This is a genomic window from Comamonas terrigena NBRC 13299, from assembly GCF_006740045.1.
GTDB classification, from domain to species: domain Bacteria; phylum Pseudomonadota; class Gammaproteobacteria; order Burkholderiales; family Burkholderiaceae_C; genus Comamonas; species Comamonas terrigena.
In genome coordinates this window covers 3,138,159-3,159,074 of sequence record NZ_AP019749.1, presented here as the reverse complement: position 1 = coordinate 3,159,074, position 20,916 = coordinate 3,138,159, and the positions used below count along the sequence as shown (strand labels likewise).

General features: G+C 63.3%; 25 protein-coding genes. All 25 read left to right on the top strand.

All coding sequences use genetic code 11. From position 1 onward, the window contains the following. Positions 1 to 52: 52 nt before the first annotated feature. The 25 genes from CT3_RS14340 (at position 53) to CT3_RS14220 (ending at position 20,911) form a co-directional block, all read left to right on the top strand. Positions 53 to 571: a hypothetical protein gene (locus CT3_RS14340; protein WP_066533659.1), complete on the top strand. Its 519-nt coding sequence runs from the start codon at positions 53 to 55 to the stop codon at positions 569 to 571. Next, a complete protein-coding gene (locus tag CT3_RS14335) occupies positions 571 to 855 on the top strand; it encodes a hypothetical protein (protein ID WP_066533657.1) in 285 nt (94 codons plus the stop codon). The genes CT3_RS14340 and CT3_RS14335 overlap by 1 nt, the downstream gene beginning before the upstream one ends. Positions 856 to 929: 74 nt before the next feature. Beyond that, complete coding sequence (locus CT3_RS14330; RefSeq protein ID WP_066533653.1) at positions 930 to 3,416, top strand: VapE domain-containing protein; 2,487 nt, start codon at positions 930 to 932, stop codon at positions 3,414 to 3,416. 422 nt (positions 3,417 to 3,838) lie between these two features. Further along, entirely contained in the window at positions 3,839 to 4,156 is a 318-nt protein-coding gene (locus CT3_RS14325) for a hypothetical protein (RefSeq protein WP_127446243.1), read from the top strand. Continuing rightward, positions 4,143 to 4,589 carry a hypothetical protein gene (locus tag CT3_RS14320; protein ID WP_066533648.1) on the top strand — a complete coding sequence of 149 codons (447 nt, stop codon included), beginning with the start codon at positions 4,143 to 4,145 and terminating at the stop codon, positions 4,587 to 4,589. Before CT3_RS14325 ends, CT3_RS14320 begins: the two co-directional genes overlap by 14 nt. Positions 4,590 to 4,900: 311 nt before the next feature. Then, positions 4,901 to 5,176, top strand: a complete 276-nt coding sequence (locus tag CT3_RS14315; RefSeq protein WP_227657905.1) for an HNH endonuclease signature motif containing protein — start codon at positions 4,901 to 4,903, stop codon at positions 5,174 to 5,176. 127 nt (positions 5,177 to 5,303) lie between these two features. Further along, a complete protein-coding gene (locus tag CT3_RS14310) occupies positions 5,304 to 5,792 on the top strand; it encodes a hypothetical protein (protein WP_127446242.1) in 489 nt (162 codons plus the stop codon). 44 nt (positions 5,793 to 5,836) lie between these two features. Beyond that, positions 5,837 to 7,495 (top strand): terminase large subunit, encoded by a 1,659-nt coding sequence (locus tag CT3_RS14305; protein ID WP_066533643.1) that lies wholly within the window; start codon positions 5,837 to 5,839, stop codon positions 7,493 to 7,495. Further along, positions 7,446 to 8,801: a phage portal protein gene (locus CT3_RS14300; RefSeq protein ID WP_227657904.1), complete on the top strand. Its 1,356-nt coding sequence runs from the start codon at positions 7,446 to 7,448 to the stop codon at positions 8,799 to 8,801. The genes CT3_RS14305 and CT3_RS14300 overlap by 50 nt, the downstream gene beginning before the upstream one ends. A gap of 9 nt (positions 8,802 to 8,810) precedes the next feature. Further along, on the top strand, positions 8,811 to 9,677 hold the full coding sequence (locus tag CT3_RS14295; protein WP_066533641.1) for a head maturation protease, ClpP-related: 867 nt from the start codon (positions 8,811 to 8,813) through the stop codon (positions 9,675 to 9,677). Positions 9,678 to 9,688: 11 nt separating this feature from the next. Continuing rightward, positions 9,689 to 10,909 (top strand): phage major capsid protein, encoded by a 1,221-nt coding sequence (locus CT3_RS14290; protein ID WP_066533639.1) that lies wholly within the window; start codon positions 9,689 to 9,691, stop codon positions 10,907 to 10,909. A gap of 65 nt (positions 10,910 to 10,974) precedes the next feature. Next, entirely contained in the window at positions 10,975 to 11,373 is a 399-nt protein-coding gene (locus CT3_RS14285) for a hypothetical protein (protein ID WP_127446241.1), read from the top strand. Between the two features lie 50 nt (positions 11,374 to 11,423). Further along, positions 11,424 to 11,708, top strand: a complete 285-nt coding sequence (locus CT3_RS14280; RefSeq protein ID WP_066533634.1) for a hypothetical protein — start codon at positions 11,424 to 11,426, stop codon at positions 11,706 to 11,708. A 1-nt stretch (position 11,709) separates the two neighbouring features. After that, positions 11,710 to 12,057 (top strand): head-tail adaptor protein, encoded by a 348-nt coding sequence (locus CT3_RS14275; RefSeq protein WP_066533632.1) that lies wholly within the window; start codon positions 11,710 to 11,712, stop codon positions 12,055 to 12,057. After that, positions 12,054 to 12,554 carry a hypothetical protein gene (locus tag CT3_RS14270; RefSeq protein WP_066533630.1) on the top strand — a complete coding sequence of 167 codons (501 nt, stop codon included), beginning with the start codon at positions 12,054 to 12,056 and terminating at the stop codon, positions 12,552 to 12,554. The genes CT3_RS14275 and CT3_RS14270 overlap by 4 nt, the downstream gene beginning before the upstream one ends. 25 nt (positions 12,555 to 12,579) lie before the next feature. Next, positions 12,580 to 12,957 carry a hypothetical protein gene (locus tag CT3_RS14265; RefSeq protein WP_127446239.1) on the top strand — a complete coding sequence of 126 codons (378 nt, stop codon included), beginning with the start codon at positions 12,580 to 12,582 and terminating at the stop codon, positions 12,955 to 12,957. A 61-nt stretch (positions 12,958 to 13,018) separates the two neighbouring features. Further along, positions 13,019 to 13,642 (top strand): phage tail terminator protein, encoded by a 624-nt coding sequence (locus tag CT3_RS14260; protein WP_098066191.1) that lies wholly within the window; start codon positions 13,019 to 13,021, stop codon positions 13,640 to 13,642. Then, positions 13,635 to 13,856, top strand: a complete 222-nt coding sequence (locus CT3_RS14255) for a DUF2635 domain-containing protein (protein ID WP_066533625.1) — start codon at positions 13,635 to 13,637, stop codon at positions 13,854 to 13,856. The genes CT3_RS14260 and CT3_RS14255 overlap by 8 nt, the downstream gene beginning before the upstream one ends. After that, positions 13,843 to 15,339: a phage tail sheath subtilisin-like domain-containing protein gene (locus CT3_RS14250; RefSeq protein ID WP_066533623.1), complete on the top strand. Its 1,497-nt coding sequence runs from the start codon at positions 13,843 to 13,845 to the stop codon at positions 15,337 to 15,339. The genes CT3_RS14255 and CT3_RS14250 overlap by 14 nt, the downstream gene beginning before the upstream one ends. 72 nt (positions 15,340 to 15,411) lie before the next feature. Further along, a complete protein-coding gene (locus tag CT3_RS14245) occupies positions 15,412 to 15,762 on the top strand; it encodes a phage tail tube protein (RefSeq protein WP_066533622.1) in 351 nt (116 codons plus the stop codon). Continuing rightward, the gene (locus CT3_RS14240; protein WP_218568106.1) at positions 15,759 to 16,079 is read left to right on the top strand and encodes a phage tail assembly protein; all 321 of its coding nucleotides are present in this window, start codon (positions 15,759 to 15,761) and stop codon (positions 16,077 to 16,079) included. The genes CT3_RS14245 and CT3_RS14240 overlap by 4 nt, the downstream gene beginning before the upstream one ends. A 133-nt stretch (positions 16,080 to 16,212) precedes the next feature. Next, positions 16,213 to 18,048, top strand: coding sequence for a phage tail tape measure protein (locus CT3_RS14235; RefSeq protein WP_066533618.1), 1,836 nt, complete (start codon positions 16,213 to 16,215; stop codon positions 18,046 to 18,048). 20 nt (positions 18,049 to 18,068) lie between these two features. Beyond that, entirely contained in the window at positions 18,069 to 19,319 is a 1,251-nt protein-coding gene (locus tag CT3_RS14230) for a DNA circularization protein (protein WP_066533617.1), read from the top strand. Between the two features lie 12 nt (positions 19,320 to 19,331). Beyond that, positions 19,332 to 20,450, top strand: coding sequence for a phage baseplate assembly protein (locus CT3_RS14225; protein WP_066533613.1), 1,119 nt, complete (start codon positions 19,332 to 19,334; stop codon positions 20,448 to 20,450). Beyond that, the gene (locus CT3_RS14220; protein ID WP_066533609.1) at positions 20,447 to 20,911 is read left to right on the top strand and encodes a phage baseplate assembly protein V; all 465 of its coding nucleotides are present in this window, start codon (positions 20,447 to 20,449) and stop codon (positions 20,909 to 20,911) included. Before CT3_RS14225 ends, CT3_RS14220 begins: the two co-directional genes overlap by 4 nt. Positions 20,912 to 20,916 lie beyond the last annotated feature (5 nt).

The window sequence follows — 20,916 nt, the reverse complement described above, 5'->3', positions numbered from 1 at the left end:
GCGGTCGCCTGGGGCACCAGCTTGATTCATTTCCATTTCAAGGGGGCCGCTGATGACCTGCCGACTTTCGCCCACTGACTGGCGCGACGTTCTTTACAACACGGTGCGCGGCGCCAATGGCGGCGTGAAGGCTGCCGCCGCCTTCCTGGCCGACCGCCGGGGGGTGTCTATCCACTCTGAATATCTGCGTGCCCGCCTGCGCGGCGTGGACGGCCAATGGGTGAACGTGGAAGTGCTGGAGCTGCTGACGGAGTGGCTGCAAGAGATCCGCGAGCCTAACGCTTTGCAGTGGCTGCAGGCGCTGAGCATTCAGCACGGGATGGTGACGATGGAGCTGCCCCCGCCCCCTGCTGGCGGGTGGCCCTGCGAGATAACCGCGATCAAGGAAAAGTTGCTGCAGGCCAGCGTGAAGAAGGGGGTGCTGACCCAGTTCCTGACCATGGCCACGGATGACCACCACATGAGTGTGCCGGAGGCGGAAGAGGCCGATGCCCAGATCATGGAATTTGTATTGCTGCTCTTGCGCTTGCGCCGCAATGTGCGCCGCAGCGCTGGCCTGGAGGTGCAGTAATGCGGCCCGCAGGTGATGTGAGCAAGGCACTGCTGGAAGCTGTGCAACGACTGGCTACCGACGAGCGTGGCCTGACTGCCCAAGAGATTGCCGCTGCTGCACAGGTGGGGCTAAAGGTGGCCCAGCAGACGCTGCTGAACATGCGCCGCTATGGCCGCCTGGATGTGCCCCGGACGCGACGGGTGCCGCACTGCAAAAAGCCGGTGGCGGAGTATGCGTTGCCCTGCCGCAAGGCAGTGGCCCCGCAGGATGGTTTTACGCAGCTGCAGCGCTGCTGGGGGTAACGGGATGGCGATATTGCACGCTGCTGGTGTTGGGGACGCCAGCGTGTTGGGTTTGGCTGCTGCGGGGGTGACGCATGGTTGATGAAGTGCGTGTGCCACCCGTGGTGGAGCCGCCGCTGTGGGATGCCATCCCGGCCAGCTTGGCGCTGCGGCAGCAGTGGGTGCTGTGGAAGTATGAATGGGACACAAAGCGCAGCACCTGGCTGAAGGTGCCGTACTACGCCATGGGCGGGCGACGGACTGGTGACCAGGGCAGCGACCGCGACCGCATGCGGCTGGCGACCCTGGAGGTGGTGCGCAGGGCGTTTGAGCGCAAGCAGGGGCAGCCTGATGCCTGGAGTGGTGTGGGCTTTGGCTTTTTGCCTGGGGATGGCCTGATTGGCATTGACCTGGACAAGATGGTGGATGCCAGCACCGGTGCAATGAATGACCGGTGCGCCAAGATTATTCAGGCGTTCCACACCTACACGGAGCTTTCCCCCAGTGGCACTGGGGTGCACCTGTATGTGCAGGGACACACGACCACGGCAAAGTCCAATGACATTGGCGTGGAGATGTTCTGCGAGCGCCAGTATTTCACTGTGACAGGGCGCCAGGTGGCCAATACACCGGCTGATGTGATGCCGGTGGATGAAGCGGCGCTGCGGCGCCTGCATGCCACGATTCAAGAGGCCAAGGACCGGCTGAAGCCTGCCGCCTGCGCAGCGCCTGCCCAGCGTAAACAAGCTGCAGACCGCCAGGGGCGCGACGACTTCCGGTATGTGAACGACGAAGCCATGCTGAACTTTGACGCATGGGTGCCAGCCTTGTTTGGGGGGCGTGCGTTCAAGAAGGGGCCGTCCTACCGTGTGACCAGCAAGGACCTGGGGCGCGACCTGCAGGAGGATCTGGTCATCCACCCCGAGGGCATCAAGGACTGGGGCGTGGCCGATATGGGCGATGCCAGGGGAGGAAAGCGCACGCCGGTGGATCTGGTGATGGAGTGGGGGCCGGGCACTGCGAAGCCAGGTGATGCCTTGCGCTGGCTTGCCCCCTTGGTGGGTGTGCAGTTGCAGCCCTTGGCCCCGCAGCATGCCCCCGCGCCTGTTCAGGCACCTGCACCCGCGCCTGCTGAGGCGGAAGCAGAGAAGGCCCAGCCGGAAGAAAAAAAATCGAACGATGGTGCTGCCGCTGGGGGGGCGAAGTTGCCCACGGATGGTGATGCAGCTGACGGCTTGACGCCTGAAGAGTGCCGGGCGGAGCTGGAGCGCAAGCTGGTGCTTGCCCGTGGCCGCCCCATGGATTGCCGCGAGAACGTGATGTATTGCATGCAGTGGGACCCGGAGCTGCGGGGCGCTGTGCGATTCAACGAGTTCAGCCGCTTGCTGGAGCGCGGCGGCGATGTGCCTTGGGGCCGGGGCGCTGGTGACTGGGATGAGGAAGATGACTGGATGCTGGGTGAGTACCTGTTGCGCACCCACGGCCTTGCTGTGCGGGCCACCAGCACCATCTCACACGGTGTGCAGATGGCAGCGCGGGGCTGCAAGTACAACCCGATCATTGACCTGATTAAAGCCGAGCCATGGGACGGGGTAGACCGCCTGGAGCATTGGCTGGTGGATGTCTACGGGGTGGAGGATTCGGAGTACGTGCGCCTGATTGGCAAGTGCTTCATGATGGGTTTGGTCAACCGTGCGCTGCGACCTGGCTGCAAGTTTGACTACATGCTCATCATCAAGGGTGAGCAGGGTCTGAAGAAGTCCAGCGCGTTCCGGGAGCTGGCCTACCCGTACTTCACGGACAACGCGATCCGGGTGGGCGAGAAGGATAGCCAGATGGCGATCCAGTTGGCCTGGATTGCTGAGTCGGCCGAGCTGGAGTCGCTGAACAAGTCGGATTCGACGGCGATTAAGCAGTACCTGTCTGCCCAAGAGGATTGGTACCGCCCGCCCTATGGTTCAAAGATGGTGAAGGCGCCCCGGCATTCCGTGAATGTGGGCACGACCAATGCCGACGCCTTTTTGCGTGATGCCACCGGGGACCGGCGCTTTTGGCCGCTTGAGGTGTTTTCGGTGGACGTGGAGGAGCTGCGGCAGCAACGTGCCCAGCTCCTGGCCGAGGCCTTTGCCCGTTTGGAGAAGGGGGAGCGTTATTGGCCCACCCCGGAAGAGGAACGGCGGCTGGTGTTTCCGGCGCAAGAGCAGTTCAAGCGGTCCGACCCATGGGAGGACATGCTGGATGCCTATGTGAACGGGTCGGAAGGGCTGAAAGCAGCCGATCTGCCACCGAGCGGGCGCGACTTCTTCCCCCGGGTTGAGCTGTATGACGTGCTGGGCATCAAGGCTGACCGCATTGACGGTAACGGCCAGATGGATACCCGCATCAGCAACGCCATGAAGGTACTTGGGTTCAAGGCCCACCGCGATACCAAGGGGCTGATGCGGCGCCGTGGCTTTTTGCGGCAGCGCCCTGGTGCGGGCTTGCCGCACGCGCAGCCTGCAGATCAGCAGCCTGGAGCAATGACAAACGCACCGGCGCAGCCGGGTGCATGGGCAGAGGGCGATGAACCGCTGCCGTTCTGAATTCAACGCGTTTGCGTGGCGCTATGGGCGCTTTGCGAGCTGGTCACGCCCCAGCCGGTGGGAGGCGCTTGCCCCTGCCTGGCTGGTCCTGTCGCCACCGCCGTCCACCGTGTCCACGATCCGTCCACCAGGGGGTGGACGGCGCAAGCGGTTGATTTTGTTGGGGTTTGTGGTGTTTCGTCCACCCGTCCACCCCTTTGCAAGCAATCTCTCACACATGGGCGTGGGCGCAGGCAGGCGGGCGCGTGTCTGCGCACGCGCACGGGTGCAGAACACCTCATGTAGGTGGGAGGTATGGACAGATGGACGGATTGTGATTTGGCGCGGGTTTGCGGCGTCCACCCCCCGTCCACCCCTTCATGGTGGTGGTCGTGGTGAGGTGGCGCTGTGCACACGTATGCACAGTTTGGGGAGGTCATGAAATGGATAAGCCAGCCAGCTTGAGGGATGCGATGCCGAACACGGCGGATTGGATTGATAAGCGCCGGGTTGATTGGGGGCGTGAGCATGTGGATGAATGCCTGCGCAATGGTGTGCAGCGGAATTTGCCGGGGTACTTCTATGCGATTGAGGGCGGCCGGGCGGTGGGCACACCATGGCCTGCCGATGTGGTGCTGGGACAAGTGACTGCAGCTGGGCCATCGGTTGCCGAGCTGCAGCGAGTGGTGGTGGTGTGTGGTGTGGCCTTTGCGGCCTTCATGCGTGAGCCTGGAGCCGGAGGTGTGAATGGCACGCATTGAGTACATCAAGCGCCGCCTGGGTAACTGGGCGCTGTGGCGGGAGCGCAGCGACAACCACGGCCTGGGCTTCCCATCGCGCAACATGCTGGCAAATTGGATGGCGGCAGCGGGTGAGTCGGGGTCGAAGTGCAGGGAATCGACCATGCCCATCCTGAACATCGAGGCCGAAGAAACGGACCAGGCGGTGCAGGCGCTGAAGCTGGGCCACGGTCACCTGCACGAAACCCTGGTGCTGATCTACCTGCGGGACAAGGGTGTGACTGAGGCTGCGCGCATCATGAGGCGCAGCCCGAGCACGATACATGCGCAGCTTGGGCAGGCTGACCTTTGCATTGCGCGGTGGCTAGAGGATAAGGCTAGGGTGCGAGAGGAACAGCAAGCCCGCGTGAAGGGCCGTGAATGGGCCGCACGGAGGCATTTGGATGGGGGCTGAGGGAGTTTTACATTTTGTAGAGTTGGTCTACATTTCAGGCAACCTAGCGCTTAGTGCCCCCAACCACTGAGAGCCAGGGCAGAACCCCGCCAGTGCAAGCTGTGCGGGGTTTTGTTTTGTTGGCCGACCGGCCGGCAGTTGGTCAACACCTAAGCGGGTGCGCGCAATGCGCATCGGCGGCACGCAACCGCCACCAATTGAAAGGACGCGCCGTGCCATCTGCTGCCCCGCGCCTATGCACCCAGCCTGGCTGCCGTGCCCTGGTGCATGACGGCAGTGGCCGGTGTGCCAAGCATCCGAAGCAGGCATGGGTGAAGAAGCCCACCGCCGCCAAGCGCATCACCGGCCGCAGGTTGCAGCAGTTGCGCCAGGATCTGTTCGACCGTGAGCCACTGTGCAGGCCATGCAGCAGGCTGGGCCTGGTGGTGCTGGCAACCATGCGTGACCACATCGTGCCGCTGGAGGAAGGCGGGCGCGACGTGGAGGCCAATGTGCAGCCCATCTGCGAGCCATGCCACGACGCGAAGTCGAAAGCCGAGCGGGCACGCGGGGTGCGGCGGGCATGGGGTGCCTACCGCGACAGATGAGAAGGATTCTCATCAAAGGGGAGGGGGAGGGTCAAAACTTCTGACCGCGCCCTGCGGAAACCGAGCGCCCAGCTGAACTTTTATGGGAAACAAAAACTACCCCCTGGGGGTTTAACCAAGGATGACCATGACCAACAAGCCCCCGGCTTTTGCGGTCCAGCCGCCAGCCGTGGGGGCTGGGCAGGTTGCTGGCCTCAAGACAGAAATCGAATCTCCGGCTGCGCCCCAGCAGCTGCAGTTCTCGGCCGATGAGCAAGAGCTGTACGACTACATCTGCGATTCGCTGCGCAACGCCGGCATCGAGCACATGACCGCAGGTATCCCCATCGCTGTGATTGTTCGCACCTTCGCGGACTGGCTCAAGGCGGTGGCGCTGTGCGAGGAAAAAGGTCGCACCCAAACGTCAAAGACGGGGTGGGCTACGGAAACGCCCTGGGCCAAGGATGAGGTCCGCCTCAAGATGGAGCTTGGCCAATGGCTGCCCAAAGCATGTTTGACCATTCCCTCCTTGGCGCGAGTGCGCAAGGACACGGGAGCGCAGGCCGGGCAGGACGACCTGTTCGGCGCGCTCGTCGCGCACGGTACCGCCTCACCCGGAAACAGACCGACGCACTGATTCCAGCGGAGCTGCAGCAGTGGGATGTGGAGTACGGGCTACCCGTGCTGCGCAATGAGATTTGCACAGGCCGCTACACCTACCTGGCGGTGGTGCGCCACTACCGTGACCTGCAGGAGGCCGGCGCCCGTGGGCTGGTGTTTGCCCCCAGCTACTCGTGGCACATGATCCAGTTCATTGAGCGGTTCTTTGTGCACATCAAAGGCCCGCTGGCTGGGAAACCCATCCTGCTGGACCCCTGGCAAAAGTTCTGGACGGCCGTGAAGTACGGCTGGCGGCATGCAGACGATATGCGCCGCCGCTTCACGCGGGCCTATGAAGAGGTGGCCCGCAAGAACGGCAAGAGCACATGGACGGGGCCGCAAGGCGCCTACCTGTTCTCCATGGATGGCGAAGCAGGCGCCGAGGTGTATGCGGTGGCGACCACCCGGGCGCAGGCCATGTCGGTGTTCAAGCCGGCATTCGACAACATCAAACGCTGGGCGCGGCGCTCCGCCGGGGTCAAGCGTAGTTTCAAGATCCATGAGGGCTTGAACCAAGAGCGCGTGCAGATGGACGCCAGCGTGTTTGCTCCGCTGCCTGCCAATGCCGAGAGTCTGGACGGCCTGAATCCTTCGGCGGTCCTGTTCGATGAACTGCACGCCCAGGCTGACCGCGATGTGTGGGACGTGATGGAGTCGGCACTGGGCGCGCGACTGCAGCCGCTGCTGTCTGCCATCACGACTGCCGGCTTCATTCTGAACGGCATTTGCGTGGAGATACGCAGCTACCTGGTCAGCGTGCTGGACGGTAAGCGCCAGGACGATGACTTGTTCGGCTACATCTACACGCCGGACGTGGGGGACGATCCCTACGATGAACGCAACTGGATCAAGGCCAACCCGGGGCTGGGCCGCAGCAAGACCTGGGACTACATGCGCGCCCAGGCGCGCAAGGCAAAGGCGCTGCCAGGTGCACGTGCCAACTTCCTGACCAAAGACCTGAATATCTGGTGCAACAGCGCCGAAGGCTGGTTTGACATTCAGGTTTGGGACGCACGCGGCAAGGCCTTCAACCCGGCCATGCTCAGAGGGCGCCGCTGCTTTGGTGGGCTTGACCTGGCGAACGTGCGCGACCTGACAGCGTTTGCGCTGGTGTTCCCCCCGCTGGAGGGGGAGACCACGGTGCATGTGCTGGTGTGGCACTGGTGCCCCGAGGCCAAGCTGGCGACCGAGGCCGAGGACGAAGCCGCCTACAGGCAGTGGGCAGATGAAGGGTGGTTGAAGGTCACGCCGGGCAACGTCACGGACTACGACACCGTAGAGCGTGACATCAAAGCCGCAAGCCTGGAGTACGACATTGTCGAGCTGGGCTTTGATGACTGGAATGCGACGCAGCTGGTGAACAACCTGCTGGCGGCAGGCCTGCCCATGGTCAACATCCCGCAGAACACGCACGGCATGGGGCCGGGCAGCAAGGCGCTGGAGGCGTTGGTTTACGGCGGGCAGCTGGCGCACGGGGGCAACCCGGTGCTGCGCTATTGCGCGGGCAATGTGTCGCTGCTGTTCGACAGCAATGGCAATTACCGGCCGGACAAGAAAAAGAGCAAGCAGAACGGCCGAATTGACGGCGTGGTGGCTTTGGTGATGGCACTGGGCCGATTCCAGCAGCCGGATGACTCAGGTGACAAGGACGGCTTCTTTGCCGCTCCGGCGAAGGGATAGCGGCATGAAACTGAGGCAAACCACCAACCAAGCCGGAACTGGCCGGTTGCGTACGATCTGGGCCGCGTTGACGGGGAATAGCTTCTCCATCAGCGACGGCCCTGGAAGTGTTGCGGCCCTGCGCATTGATTCGGATGCCGGTGTACCACTCTCGGCCAACGGCATGCTGCGCATGTCGGCCGTGTGGGGCTGCGTGCGGCTCATCTCGGAAACACTGGCGACCCTGCCGCTGAGCATGTACGACAGCTCTGGTGGCTCCAAAAAGCTGGCATCCCAGCACCCGCTGCACAGCATCTTGCATGACGTGCCCAATAGCGACACGACAGCGGCGGTGTTCTGGGAGTCGATGGTGGCGGCGATGCTGCTGCGCGGTGCTGGCCGGGCTGAGAAGCTGATGATCGGCAACCGCCTTGTGGGCCTGGACTTCCTGGACCCCGAGCGGCTTACACCCCATCGGAGCCAGGGGCGCGTGGTGCGTGAGTGGGCATACATCAGCGACACCGGCGTGCGCCGCATCATCCCGGCAGAGAAGGTGTGGACCATTCCGGGCTTCTCGCTGGACGGCAAAAACGGCGTCAGCGTGATTCGGTATGGCGCAAGTGTGTTTGGCCAGGCAGCGGCTGCAGAAAAGGTTGCAAGCCGTGCGTTCCGTAACGGCGCGCTGCAGCACCTTTACTACGTGGTCAAGGACTTTCTCACGGGGAAACAGCGCCAGGAATTCCGCGACAACGTGCTGGGTCTGATTGAGACAGGCCAAACCCCGCTGCTGGAGGGGGGCATCGACGTCAAAGCTCTGAGCATCAGTCCCAAGGACATTCAGCTGCTGGAGTCGCGTAGCTGGAGCGTGGAGGAAATTTGCCGCTGGTTCCGTGTGCCGCCCTGGATGGTCGGCCACACCGAGAAGTCCACCAGTTGGGGCTCAGGTATCGAGCAGCAAATGATTGCCTTCCTGGTCTTCACGCTGGCGCCCTGGATTCGACGGATTGAGCAAGCCATCAGCAAGGATCTGCTGACGCCTGCCGAGCGGCTGCGCTACTACCCCAAATATGCGGTTGAGGGCCTGCTGCGCGCAGACAGTGCAGCGCGTGCAGCCTTCTATGGGGTGATGGTGGACAAGGGGATTCTGACCCGCGACGAAGTGCGCGAGCTGGAGGACCGCGAGCCCATGGGGGGCAACGCTGCGGTGCTGACGGTGCAGTCGGCTATGACCACGCTGGATGCCATCGGTGTTCAGGACAGCGGCGGCGCCGCACGCGATGCACTGCGTGACTTACTCGGCCTGCCTGCAGATCCGGGCAAAACCTAGGACAGAAACATGAGTTTGAAAGACCTACCGGGCGCCCCAACAGGCCGCCCGAGCGCCAGCGTGCGCAGCGAGATTCTGCCGAATGCCTTCGCCCGCTGGAGCCCCGGCCTACGGGCCGAGGAGAAGCAGGAAGAGGCAGGCCGAACCATCAGCATCTATGACGTGATCGGTGTGGACTACTGGACCGGCGAGGGCGTGACATCGCGGCATGTTGCTGCCGCCTTGCGCCAGTTGGGGCCGGGCGATGTGACCGTGAACGTGAACAGCCCCGGCGGGGACATGTTCGAGGGCCTGGCCATCTACAACATGCTGCGTGAGCACAAGGGCCAGGTCACGGTCAAGGTCCTGGGCCTAGCTGCGTCGGCCGGCAGCGTGATCGCCATGGCCGGCGATGTGGTGCAGATTGCGCGTGCGGGCTTCCTGATGATCCACAACGCATGGGTGGTGGCCGCAGGTAACCGCAACGATTACATCGAACTGGCTGCCTGGCTGAAGCCCTTCGACGCGGCCATGGCCGACATCTACGCCGCCCGTACTGGCGGGGATGCAGATGCCATGGCAAAGCTGATGGATGCCGAATCGTGGATCAACGGCGCAAGTGCGGTCGAACAAGGCTTCGCCGACGAACTGCTTGCCTCTGACCAGGTGGGGAGCGATGAGGCCAAGGCACAAGCCCATGCAACCCGTCGCCTGGAAGCGGCATTGCGTGCAGGTGGCATGCCCAAGAGCGAGGCCCTGCGCCTGCTCAGTCAATTTCAGGCCGGGGCGGGCAAACCGGCCGGCAGCGGTGGGGGCGACCCCGCCGAGCGCGGCCATGTGGCCGACATGAGCGCCACTGCGGCTGCTGCCGCATCCCTAGCTTCCATCCTCAACTGAAAGGCCGCACCATGGCTCAAATCGACGAAGACATCAAACAAATCAACGCCAGCCTGGCCAAGGTGGGCGACCAGCTCAAGGCCCATGCCGAGCAGACCGACAAGGAGGTCAAGGCCAGCGCCAAGCTCTCCGAAGAAACCAAGGCCAGCGTGGACAAGCTGCTGACCGAACAGGGTGAGCTGCGCGCCAATCTCAAGGCTGCCGAGCAACTGCTGGCCAAGCTGGAAGGTCAGGGCGGCGGCGGTGCGGCGGTCAAGTCTCTGGGCCAGATGGTCGTGGAGAACGAGGCCATCACAGGATTCAACCCCACCCTCAAGGGTGCTGTTGCTGTGACCGTGGGCAGCATCCATGCGGCTATCACCGGCACCACGGGCTCGGCTGGTGACCTGGTCCAGCCTCACCGCGTTCCCGGTGTTGTGGCGCCGCCCCAGCAACGCCTGTTCATCCGTGACCTGCTGAACTGGGGCACTGTGGCCTCCGGTGAAGTGGAGTACGTGCGCGAGACTGGTTTCTCCAACAATGCCGACGTGGTGGGCGAAAACCCCGCCGCCGGCAAGCCTCAGTCGGACATTACGTTCGAGCTGGACTCGTCCAAGATCGCCACGATCGCGCACTGGATTCGCGCCTCCAAGCAGGTGCTTGCCGACGTGCCCATGCTGCAGTCCTACATCGACGGCCGCCTGCTGTACGGGCTGAAACTCAAGGACGAAGCACAGATCCTCAAGGGCTCTGGTGTCGGCGCCAACCTGCTGGGCCTCATGACGCAGGCCGTTCTGTATGGCAACCCCGGCGTGGTCGTCCAGAACGAAACCATGCTGGACCGCTTGCGTATCGCCATGCTGCAGGCAGAGCTGGCCGAGTACACGGCGGACGGCATCGTGCTCAATCCTATCGATTGGACGCAGATCGAGCTGACCAAGACCAGCGATAACGCCTACCTGTTCGCCACACCGCGTGGCCTGGCCGCACCTGGCTTGTGGGGTCGCCCGGTGGTGAGCACCAAGGCCCAAGACGCGAACGACTTCCTGGTGGGCGCCTTCCAGCTGGGTGCCCAGGGTTGGGACCGCGAAAGCGCATCCATTGCGGTGAGCAATTCGGACGGCGACAACTTCACCAAGAACATGGTGACGATCCTCGTGGAAGAGCGCGTGGGCCTCACCGTCTTCCGTCCGGAAGCCTTCGTGAAGGGCAACTTTGACGGCGTCAATCCGCTGCCACAAAACGGCGGCTAATAGCGCCGGCATCTTCAATCAAGGGTGTGCACACGTGTGCACACCCTCTACAGAGGACACACACCATGAATCAAGTTGAAGTCGTGGCCCTTTGGGGCTTCGAGCACAACGGAAAGCGCCAGCGCGGTGAAAGCTTTCTGGTCTCGCCGCTGCACGCCGAGGCACTGCAATCTCGCGGACTTGTGCGGTTGCCGGTGGCGGACGAAGAGGTTCCGGAGGCACTGATTGCCCAGGTGCCGCAGGTGACAGCCAGTGATGCGGGGCGCAGCGGTGGCCGCAAGGGTGGAAAGAAGGATGCAGGCAAGCCAGCTGTTCCCGACGCACAGGCAGCTGATGCAGGGGGCAATCAACAGGCAGCAGGCACGGGTAGCACTGGCGATGCGCCTGCAGGCCCCGGCTCGGACGCCAAGGCTGATACCACTGAAAGCCCCGCTTCCGCAGCAACTGACGCAGCTAAGGAGTGAGCATGGAAGCCGTAGGGCCTGGTGCTGTAGCTCCGACCCCTGGGGATGCAATGCGCCGGCTGCGCCTGGATGATGACCTGGCCGAAGACGTTGAAGCAGCCATTCCCCAGGCACTGGCTGAGGCCGAGGTCTTTCTGGATGGCAAGCTCTACGCCACAGCGCAGGCCAAGGCGGATGCGCAGGATCTGCGCGGCATCGTCTGCACGCCGGACATCATCGCGGCGCAGCTGCTTTTAGTGGACGCGCTGGTGGCTGACAACGGGGAGGACGCTGTGGAAACCAAGCGCACACGTGCATTCAATATGTTGCGCCGCCATCGCAACATGGGGGCATAGCATGGCTACCAGCATCACGACGCTGGAGGCGCCACCCAGCCAGAAGCTCAACAAGCTAGTGCAGATCCGCAAGCGCACTGACGTGCCGCTGGGGGATAGCGATCTTGGCCAGGTGTTCAGTGATCCCAAGCCCCGATGGGCGCGGATTCAGCCGGTGGGCACGGCGGTGTATGCCGAAGGGCAGCAGACAGACCACGCGATTACGCATCGCATCTGGCTGCGCAAGATCGCTGGCATCACCACGGCGCATGAAGTGGTGCACAAGGAAAGTCTGTACCGCGTACTGCGCAGCGCCGACCTGGACGGCGGCAACGCCTTCACCATCTTGGAAGTGGAGCAACTGCAATGAGCCAGCGTGCCACTCTTGCCGCCCACATGCACGTGGAGGGCTTCGACCAGTTCCACAAAGACAGCTTCGACAAGCGCAAGGTGCGCGCTGCCTTTCGCAAAGTGGGGCGCCTGGTTGCGTCACGTGCGCAGCTCAACCTGTCGCTGGCTGGCGGGGCTGGGAACTACCCGCGCAAAATCAGCGGCGTGCTGCGTGACTCCATCAAGATGCGGGTCAGTCGCAGCGGCTTCATGGTCAAGGTCATGCCGGACAAGATTGCCGGCATGGATGAGTATTACCCCGCCTTCCTGCACTACGGTGTGAAGCAAGGTGGGCGGGTTAAAGGCACGGGCGGCCAGCGGCGCAAGAAGGGCGAACGTGCTGCCCTGGTGAATGCCCGCAAGGCGGGAGGGTGGCGCATCGCACCGCGTGACAACTACATTGCTGATGCCCTGGAAGATGAAAGCGCAAGGGTTCGGTCGGTCTTATCGGCGGGGTTCGCTGCGGCACTGCGTTAGCATTTCCCCTTCAAAAGGAGGAGCGATGCGAACCAGAAAACTACTTGGAACGGCCCTGGGCCTGCTGCTTTCGTCTGCGGCCATGGCCGCTTCGGTGCCTTCGGCCGACATGGACAAGATCACACTGTCCTTTCTGAATGCCAAGGTCTACGCAGGCGGCGCTGTCAGCTGCCGTGACAAAGAAATTGGCGACCGCCTGTACGTGGGCTGCCTTAACCGCAGCCTGGGCGGGAATTCCCAGGTTTCGCTGTGGCTGTATGAGGGCGGTGTATTCAAGTCCCTGAACGGCACAGCGCGTGGCTTTGCCGAGGGCAAGCTGGCCGGTCAGCCGCACATCAAGACGATGCCATTGCCGCTGCCCAAAGACATTGACTTTGGCGCTGCCATGTCAGCCTTCAAGTAAGCACAAGCTGCTTTCACCACCAAGCCGCCCGGCATTGCCAGGCGGCTTTTTTGTTGCCGCCATGAAACCCTCCGACATCGTTGCGCACCTGCGTGCGCGCTGCCCTGGCTTTGGCCGCAATGTGGCGGCAGGCATCAACTGGGATGCCTTGCATGCGTCCACCCAGCTGCCAGCACGTGCTGCCTACGTGGTGCCCACGGACGAAAAGGCAGGCGACCCGCTCTATGAAAACGTGATAGTGCAAGAGCTGGTGGAGGGGGTGGACATCGTGGTGGCTTTCCCCCAGGCCAAGGGCGATGAAGGCGGCTACGGGGTGGCAGACGAAGTTTCCGAAGTGCGCAAGGAACTGTGCCGCGCGCTGGTGGGCTGGAAGCCCCCTGGTAATACCGAGCCGCTGATTTATGAGGGCCGCAGCTTTGTGCATACCGACCGTGCCAAAGCGGTCTATGCCTTCAGCTTCTCGGCCGTGGAGGTGCTGGGCCATGTCGAGCTGCCTAGCGATCCCGCTGTCGCTGAAACCTGGGAGGCCCTGGAGCTGCTGGGCCTGCCTGAACTGCAAGGCATCGACATCCGCGTCGATGCGATTGATCCGATGGTGGACAGGAGCCTCCTGCCGCACGGTCAGACCCACGGCCCTGACGGCCGCATTGAACACCAACTGAAAAAGGATTTTCCGCATGACTGAAACCGTGCAGTGCACACGTGTGCACGTCAAACCCTGCGAAGGGCGTGCAGTGCGCATGCCTGAGCGCCAGCACCAGCTGATGCCGCCCGAGGGCATGGAGGTGCCGCACAACGTGTACTGGCGCCGCCGCCTCGCCGTGGGCGATGTGGTGATTGTTCAACCCGCAGCCAAGGCCGCTGCAACCAAGGGAGTGAAGTCCGATGGCAATCAGTAGCACCATCCCGCCCGCGCAGCGGGTGCCTCTGTTCTATGCAGAGATGGACAGCAGCATGGCCAACAGCGGCAGCAGCACGCTGCGCAGCTTGGTGATTGGCCAGGTGAACGACGATGCGGAGCATGACAGCATCGGCAAGCTGGTCCTGGTCAGCCGCAGCGAACTGGCAGGCCAGATCGGCGGCATTGGCAGCGTGCTGCACGGCATGCACCAGGCCTACCGCAAGAACGACACCTTTGGCGAAGTGTGGTGCCTGCCGGTCAAGCTGACCCAGGGCGCTGCAGCTGCAGGCAAGATCACCGTCACCGGCGCAGCAACCGCCAGCGGGGTGTTGAATGTGTACGTCGCAGGTGTGCGTGTGCAGGTTTCGGTGGTCAACGGTGACACGCCTACGGCCGTAGCCGCAGCGACCGCCGCAGCCATCAACGCCAAGGCGGGCATGTACGTGACGGCGCTGGCAGCGTTGGGCGTGGTGTCGCTGACTGCCAAGTTCAAGGGCCTGCTGGGCAACGACATCCAGCTGCAGCTCAACCGCCTGGGCACGGCCGGTGGCGAGTCCACGCCTGCAGGCATTGCGGTGGCCTTCACGCCTATGGCTGGCGGCGCTGGTTCCCCCGAGCTGCAGGATGCACTGGCGGCCGTGGGGGATGAAGCATTCGAGTTCATCGGCTGCGCCTTCACCGATGCCGGAAGCCTGAATGCGCTGCGCGACTGGATGAACGATTCCACCGGCCGCTGGTCCTGGTCGCAGCAAATCTACGGCCACGTGTACGGTGCACGCCGTGGTGAACTGGGTGAACTGGTGGCCTTCGGGTCTACGCGCAATGACCAGCACACCACGGTGCATGGCTTTGAGCCTGGTGTGCCGCAGCCCGCATGGGAAGTGGCCGGCGCCTGGCTGGCGCGTACTGCGGTATTCATTGGTGCTGACCCGGCCCGGCCCACGCAAACCGGCGTGCTGACGGGCATCGATGCCGCGCCAGAGGGTGAACGGTTCATGCTGAATGAACGCCAGAGCCTGCTGACCAGCGGCATTGCCACTGCCAATGCAAAGGGAGGTGCGTACCGTATTGAGCGGTCTGTCACTACTTATCAAGAAAACAGCTTCGGGGTGGAGGACGACAGCTACCTGGATAGCGAAACCTTGCACACCAGTTCCTACGTGCTGCGCTATCTGGAGTCGCGCATCACCAGCAAGTACCCGCGCCACAAGCTGGCAAACGATGGGACCAAGTACGGGGCCGGCCAAGCAATCCTCACCCCTGTGGTGGCTCGTGGTGAGCTGATTGGGGCCTACGGAGAGCTGGAAGATCGGGGCATTGTGGAGAACATGGAGGCGTTCGAAACGCACTTGATCGTGGAGCGCAGTGCAACAAACCCCAATCGCGTGGACGTGCTGTTCCCGCCGGACTATGTCAACCAGCTGCGCGTGTTCGCGCTGGTGAACCAGTTCCGTCTGCAGTACCCGGAAGAAGCGGCGTAAGCGCTGCCCGTCGTAACCCGCCCGCCCTGGCCTTTGCCACGGCGGGCATTTTTATTGTGAGGAGGACTCGCCATGGGTCAAAAAAGCGGTGGCGTCTGCTACGTCAAGGTGGACGGGCAGCAGGTGGTCATCAAAGGGAATGTGGAAGCTCCGCTGTCCGACAAGAAGCGCGAAACCATCGCGCCGGGCTACTACAAGGAGGAGGAGGTCGCTCCCTTTGTGAAGGTCAGCGAGTTCCTGGTGACCAAGGGGACGGCCGTCCAAAAGATCATGGATGGCACCAACATGACGGTGACTGTGGAATTTGCCAATGGCAAGGTCTACACCCTGTCGGGCGGTTATGTGGTCGGTGAGTCGAACCTCGACAGCGAAGAAGGCAAAGCCCCATTGGAATTCAACGGCGACAAAGGACGTTGGTCATGAACGAAGCGCAACAAATTATGGGCAGCAGCGTGCACCCGTTGGTCAAGGCCATCAAAGCGCACGGCGAAGAGGTGAACGAAGTCACGCTGCGGCGTCCTACGCCCAAGGAAGTCAAGCAGATCGGGCGCATGCCTTACTTGCTGGACGATGACAACAAGCCGACCCCGAACATGGGTGTGATCTCGGACTACCTGGTGTTATGCCTGGGCATCCCTGAAAGCTCGGTGGACCAGTTGGAACTGCTGGACCTCAACAAACTGACCTGGGCAGTCATTGGTTTTTTTTTGAATGCGGAATCCACGGCGTCGACCAGCTAGTCGACCTGGCCTATGAAGCTGCCTGGTTCTGGCGCTTGCCGCCGAGCCAGGTGCTGTCCATGCCGCTGGATGTGCTGGTGGAGCACCTGGACCAGGCAGGGCGCATCAACAAAACGCTGTACGGGGATTGAGCATGGCAGATAAATTCACACTCAAGGCCCTGATAACGGGGGTCGACAAGCTCAGCCCCATGTTCAAGGGCATTCAGAAGAATGCCAACACCCTGAAAAAGCAGCTTGAGTCTTCAGGCCTGGGCAAGATGAGCCTGGGCGATATGGCCGGTGCTGGTGCCTTTGCAGCCCCTTTCATTGGTGGTGTCAAAGCGGCGATGGACTTTGAGTCCAAGATGGCCGATGTCAAAAAGGTGGTGGACTTCGACACCCCGGCCGACTTTGCCAAGATGCAAAAGGACGTGCTGGGCCTGTCGCGTGAGCTGCCCATGGCTGCCAACGGCATCGCACAGATCGTGGCTGCAGGGGGGCAGGCTGGAATTCCGCGTGAAGAGTTGAAAGGCTTTGCCAAAGATGCGGTGATGATGGGGGTGGCCTTCGACCAGACGGCCGACCAATCGGGCCAGATGATGGCGACCTGGCGTACCGCTTTCAAGATGGGGCAGGCCGAGGTGGTGACCCTGGCCGACCAGATCAACTACCTGGGCAACACCGGCCCGGCCAACACCAAGCAAATCAGCGCCATCGTCACCAGCATCGGGCCGCTGGGCGAGGTGGCCGGATTGGCCAGCGCGCAGATTGCAGCCATGGGCGCCACCCTGGCCGGGGTGGGCATTGCGGAGGACGTGGCCGCCACGGGCATGAAGAATTTCATGCTGACGCTGACGGCTGGCAGTGCTGCCACCAAGGGCCAGCAGAACGCCTTCAAGGCCTTGCGCCTGGACGCAAAGCAGATGGCCACGGGCATGCAAAAGGATTCCCAGGGCACCATCATGAAAGTGCTCTCGGCCGTGAGCAAGGTGGACAAGTCCAAGCAGGCCGCCGTGCTGACCGAGCTGTTCGGCAAGGAAAGCGTGGGCGCCATCGCCCCCATGCTGACCAACCTGGACAAGCTGGCGGAAAACTTCGACAAGGTGTCGGACTCCAGCAAGTACGCCGGCAGCATGGGCAAGGAATATGCATCCCGTGCAGCCACCACCGCCAATGCGCTGCAGCTGCTGACCAATAAAGCGGTGGAGGTGGGCATTGTGGTGGGCAACGTGTTGTTGCCCCCGTTCAATGACTTCATGGACACCATCGGCCCGGTGGTCACTGGCGTTGCCGAGCTGGCCGAGGCCAATCCCTGGCTGGTCAAGACCGTCATTGGCGCGGCTGCTGGCTTTGTTGCCCTGCGGCTGGGTGCCATGGGTGCAACCTTCGCGCTGAAGGCGCTGCTGACGGTGGGATCACTGTCGCCCCTGGGTATTGCCATTCGTGGCATCGCCTTGCTGGCGGGGGTGGTGATAGCCAACTGGAGCACCATCGGGCCGTACTTTGAAGGGATGTGGGGCACTGTAGGCCCGCTCTTTGAAGCCGGCTGGGAGCTGTTGAAAATGGCCTTCGACTGGTCCCCGCTGGGCTTGATCGTGAAGCACTGGGAGCCGATCATGGCCTGGTTCAAGGCCTTCTGGGCCAAGCTTGAACCCATCATTCAGCCGATCATGAAGGGGGCCCAGTGGCTGGGCGGCAAGGCGCAGGCTTTTGTCACGGACCGCAAGGTGGCAGCTGCGGTGGCAGAGGGCGAGGCAGACGGTTCCGACCGGCGCCTGGCTGTGCCGCCTGCCGCCACCAGCCCTATCCAGTCGCGCCAGTCGCCGCTGATGCCGGGTGGTGGATCCACCAAGCAGCAGCTGCAGGGCGAGATGGTGGTGCGCTTTGATAACGCGCCGCCAGGAATGAGGGTGACATCTGCCACATCCAGCCAGCCTGGGGTGCAGATGTTCACTGAGGTAGGGCGGCGTAGCCTGTCCGGCGGTTGAAGTGAAAGAAGGGTAACCCCATGGCCGACTGGCGCAAAGAACTGCAACCCGCGTCATTCCGTGGGGTGCCCTTTGAAGTGCTGAACGAAAGCAGCCCCTTCGGCCGCCGGGTGCAGGTGCACGAATTCGTGCAGCGAGACACGCCCTATGCCGAAGATCTGGGGCGCGTGACGCGCACCTTTTCGGTCACCGGATTTGTGGGCGGTGACGACTGCTTCAAGCTGCGCGATGCGCTGATGGCTGCGGTGGATGTGCCGGGCCTGGGGGAATTGATCCTCCCGGCCTGGGGTGCGCTGCAGGTCACGGCCCTGCCCGGCAATGTGAGTCATGCCCGGGATGAAGGCGGCCTGGTCCGCTTTGATCTGCAGTTTGTGGAGAGCGGCGAAAAGGGCTACCCCATCGCCACCCCTGCGACCGACGCGCAAATGGGCATGGCCGCTGATGATGTGCTGGACGCCGGCAGCAGCTGGTTTACCGACGCCATGGCCCAGGTGGACGCCGCCCGGGTCAACATCGCCGCCATGACTGGCAGCGTGGCCGCCGCATACGGGCAGGTCACCAGCACCATCGGCAGCATCACCAGCACGGTGGCCAGCGCCACCGCCCTGGTGGACATGGTGCTCAACGCCCCGGCAAACCTGCTGTCTGCAGTGCGTGCAGGGGTGGGCAGCGTGCGCGGCAGCTTGCAGTCCCTGGACCCTTCGGGCGCCCTGGCCAACCTGCGCAGCGCGGCCGGCGGTAGCCGGCGCATGGGCAGCGTCAACCCGGCCGGCGGTGCGCACACCGTGGCGGCCGTGCAGGCGGTGCAAGAACTAGTGCGGCATGCGCAGCTGGCCGTGGCGCTGGAGGCGGGCGCGCAGGTGCCGGCGCAGCGCCAGGCAGTGCCCGCGGATGTGGCCACGCCCGTGTGGCAGCAGGCAGTGCAGCCTGTGGAGCGGGCCCAGGTGCTCTACCAAGCTGACGTGCTGGCTGGGCGGGATGTGCTGGATGCAGCCCTGTGGGATGCCCTGCAGGGAGGCGGTGGCCGCCCACCCGTGGCGGTGTTCAACGCACTGCAGCAGGCACGCACCACGGCCCGCCGGCACATGGCGCAAGCCGCATCGGCCAGCGTGCCGCTGGTGGTGGTGACGCCCGGTGCTGTGCTGCCGGCCCTGGTGCTGGCTTACCGGCAGTGGGGGGACGCCACCCGCGCCCCTGAGATTGCGCAGCGCAACCGCATTGCGCACCCTGGTTTTGTGCCACCCAAGCAGCTGCAGGTGGCGCGTGAGTAAGTAGAGGATCACATGACGGCTACTGCAGACGATCACAAAGTGCGCCTGCGGGTGGCCGGCATGGACTACGACGGGTGGACCCGCGTCAAGATCGGCGCCGGCATCGAGCGCCAGGCCCGGGACTTTGACCTCGGCATTACCTGGCGCTGGGGGCAGCAGGCCCGGCCCATCCCCATCAAGCAGGGCGAAAAGGCCCAGGTGTGGATCGGCCAGGATCTGGTGATGACGGGCTGGGTGTTTGCAACGCCCATCAGCTACGACCCTGACCAGATCACCCGTGGCGCTGCGGGCCGCAGCCTGACTGCCGACATGGTGGACTGCAGCGCGGTGAACAAGCCGGGCCAGTGGCGGCGGCAAAGCGTGCAGAAGATCGTGCAGGCCCTGGCCCAGCCGTTCGGCCTGCAGGTGGTCAGCCAGGTGGCGGAAACGCAGGCGCTGGCAGACCACAGCATTGAACCCGGCGAAACCGTGTTCGCCAGCATCGACCGGCTGCTGACCATCAGCCGCTTGCTGAGCACTGACGACCCGCAGGGCCGGATCGTGATTGTGGAGCCGGGCAGTGCCGGCCGCGCAGTGGACGCGCTGGTGGTGGGGGAGAACGTGCTCAGTGCGGATGCCGGGCTGGACTTCTCCCAGATCATGAGCCAGTACCGCGTAGTGGGGCAGAAAAGCGGCACGGATGAAAGCTGGGGCCAGGAAACCAACGAGGTGGCGGCCGAAGTCACAGACGCCCGCGCCACGCGCTACCGGCCGTTGCTGATTCAGCAGCAGGGCCAGCTGACCAAGCAACTGGCACGGGACCGGGTGGACTGGGAGCGCAACAGCCGCATGGGCAAGGCCCTGGCCACCACGTACAAGGTGCAGGGCTGGCGGCAAAGCAATGGTGCGTTGTGGGTGCCGAACCTGATTGTTCCGGTGCGTGACCCCATCATTGGTTTTGAGCGGGACATGCTGATTACGGAAGTGGAGTATGTGCTGGACGAGAAAGGCACCGTCGCGACGCTGCACGTGGCCCCGCCGGAATCGGTGCAGCCCGAGCCCAACGACAAGCAGCGCAATCGCAAGCTGAAAAAAGGCGGCAAGGCCGATAACTTTGAATACCTGTTGCCTGCGGATTGGGACAAGAAATGAGCCTGAAAAGCATAGTCAGCCGCTGCACGGTGACACTGGTGAACGCGGCACGCAAGATGCAGAGCCTGCAGATTGGCCTGACGGCTGGCTCGTTCAAAGATGACGTGGAGCACCTGGAGCCCTACGGCTACACCAGCAGGCCGCACCCCGGTGCGGAGGGTGTTGCAGTGTTCCCTGGCGGTGACCGCAGCCATGGCGTGGTGGTGGTGGTGGCAGACCGCCGATTCAGGCTGAAGGGCCTGAAGCCTGGGGAGGTCGCGCTCTACACCGATGAGGGCGACAAGATCCATTTTGAGCGGGGCCGCAAGCTGACCGTGGTGACGGCGACGCTGACCATTCAGGCCACCGATTCGGTGGACATCCAGTCTCCGGAGCTGACGCACAACGGCGTCAACATCGGTTCGACCCATGGCCACGGCGGCGTGGTGAAGGGCGGCGACCGCACCGGCGGCCCAATCTAGGAGAT

Coding starts and splice junctions, on each gene's coding strand:
- CT3_RS14340 (WP_066533659.1), top strand. CDS start 53: ATGACCTGCCGACTTTCGCCCACTGACTGGCGCGACGTTCTTTACAAC.
- CT3_RS14335 (WP_066533657.1), top strand. CDS start 571: ATGCGGCCCGCAGGTGATGTGAGCAAGGCACTGCTGGAAGCTGTGCAA.
- CT3_RS14330 (WP_066533653.1), top strand. CDS start 930: ATGGTTGATGAAGTGCGTGTGCCACCCGTGGTGGAGCCGCCGCTGTGG.
- CT3_RS14325 (WP_127446243.1), top strand. CDS start 3,839: ATGGATAAGCCAGCCAGCTTGAGGGATGCGATGCCGAACACGGCGGAT.
- CT3_RS14320 (WP_066533648.1), top strand. CDS start 4,143: ATGGCACGCATTGAGTACATCAAGCGCCGCCTGGGTAACTGGGCGCTG.
- CT3_RS14310 (WP_127446242.1), top strand. CDS start 5,304: ATGACCAACAAGCCCCCGGCTTTTGCGGTCCAGCCGCCAGCCGTGGGG.
- CT3_RS14300 (WP_227657904.1), top strand. CDS start 7,446: ATGACTCAGGTGACAAGGACGGCTTCTTTGCCGCTCCGGCGAAGGGAT.
- CT3_RS14295 (WP_066533641.1), top strand. CDS start 8,811: ATGAGTTTGAAAGACCTACCGGGCGCCCCAACAGGCCGCCCGAGCGCC.
- CT3_RS14290 (WP_066533639.1), top strand. CDS start 9,689: ATGGCTCAAATCGACGAAGACATCAAACAAATCAACGCCAGCCTGGCC.
- CT3_RS14285 (WP_127446241.1), top strand. CDS start 10,975: ATGAATCAAGTTGAAGTCGTGGCCCTTTGGGGCTTCGAGCACAACGGA.
- CT3_RS14280 (WP_066533634.1), top strand. CDS start 11,424: ATGCGCCGGCTGCGCCTGGATGATGACCTGGCCGAAGACGTTGAAGCA.
- CT3_RS14275 (WP_066533632.1), top strand. CDS start 11,710: ATGGCTACCAGCATCACGACGCTGGAGGCGCCACCCAGCCAGAAGCTC.
- CT3_RS14270 (WP_066533630.1), top strand. CDS start 12,054: ATGAGCCAGCGTGCCACTCTTGCCGCCCACATGCACGTGGAGGGCTTC.
- CT3_RS14265 (WP_127446239.1), top strand. CDS start 12,580: ATGCGAACCAGAAAACTACTTGGAACGGCCCTGGGCCTGCTGCTTTCG.
- CT3_RS14260 (WP_098066191.1), top strand. CDS start 13,019: ATGAAACCCTCCGACATCGTTGCGCACCTGCGTGCGCGCTGCCCTGGC.
- CT3_RS14255 (WP_066533625.1), top strand. CDS start 13,635: ATGACTGAAACCGTGCAGTGCACACGTGTGCACGTCAAACCCTGCGAA.
- CT3_RS14250 (WP_066533623.1), top strand. CDS start 13,843: ATGGCAATCAGTAGCACCATCCCGCCCGCGCAGCGGGTGCCTCTGTTC.
- CT3_RS14245 (WP_066533622.1), top strand. CDS start 15,412: ATGGGTCAAAAAAGCGGTGGCGTCTGCTACGTCAAGGTGGACGGGCAG.
- CT3_RS14240 (WP_218568106.1), top strand. CDS start 15,759: ATGAACGAAGCGCAACAAATTATGGGCAGCAGCGTGCACCCGTTGGTC.
- CT3_RS14235 (WP_066533618.1), top strand. CDS start 16,213: ATGGCAGATAAATTCACACTCAAGGCCCTGATAACGGGGGTCGACAAG.
- CT3_RS14230 (WP_066533617.1), top strand. CDS start 18,069: ATGGCCGACTGGCGCAAAGAACTGCAACCCGCGTCATTCCGTGGGGTG.
- CT3_RS14225 (WP_066533613.1), top strand. CDS start 19,332: ATGACGGCTACTGCAGACGATCACAAAGTGCGCCTGCGGGTGGCCGGC.
- CT3_RS14220 (WP_066533609.1), top strand. CDS start 20,447: ATGAGCCTGAAAAGCATAGTCAGCCGCTGCACGGTGACACTGGTGAAC.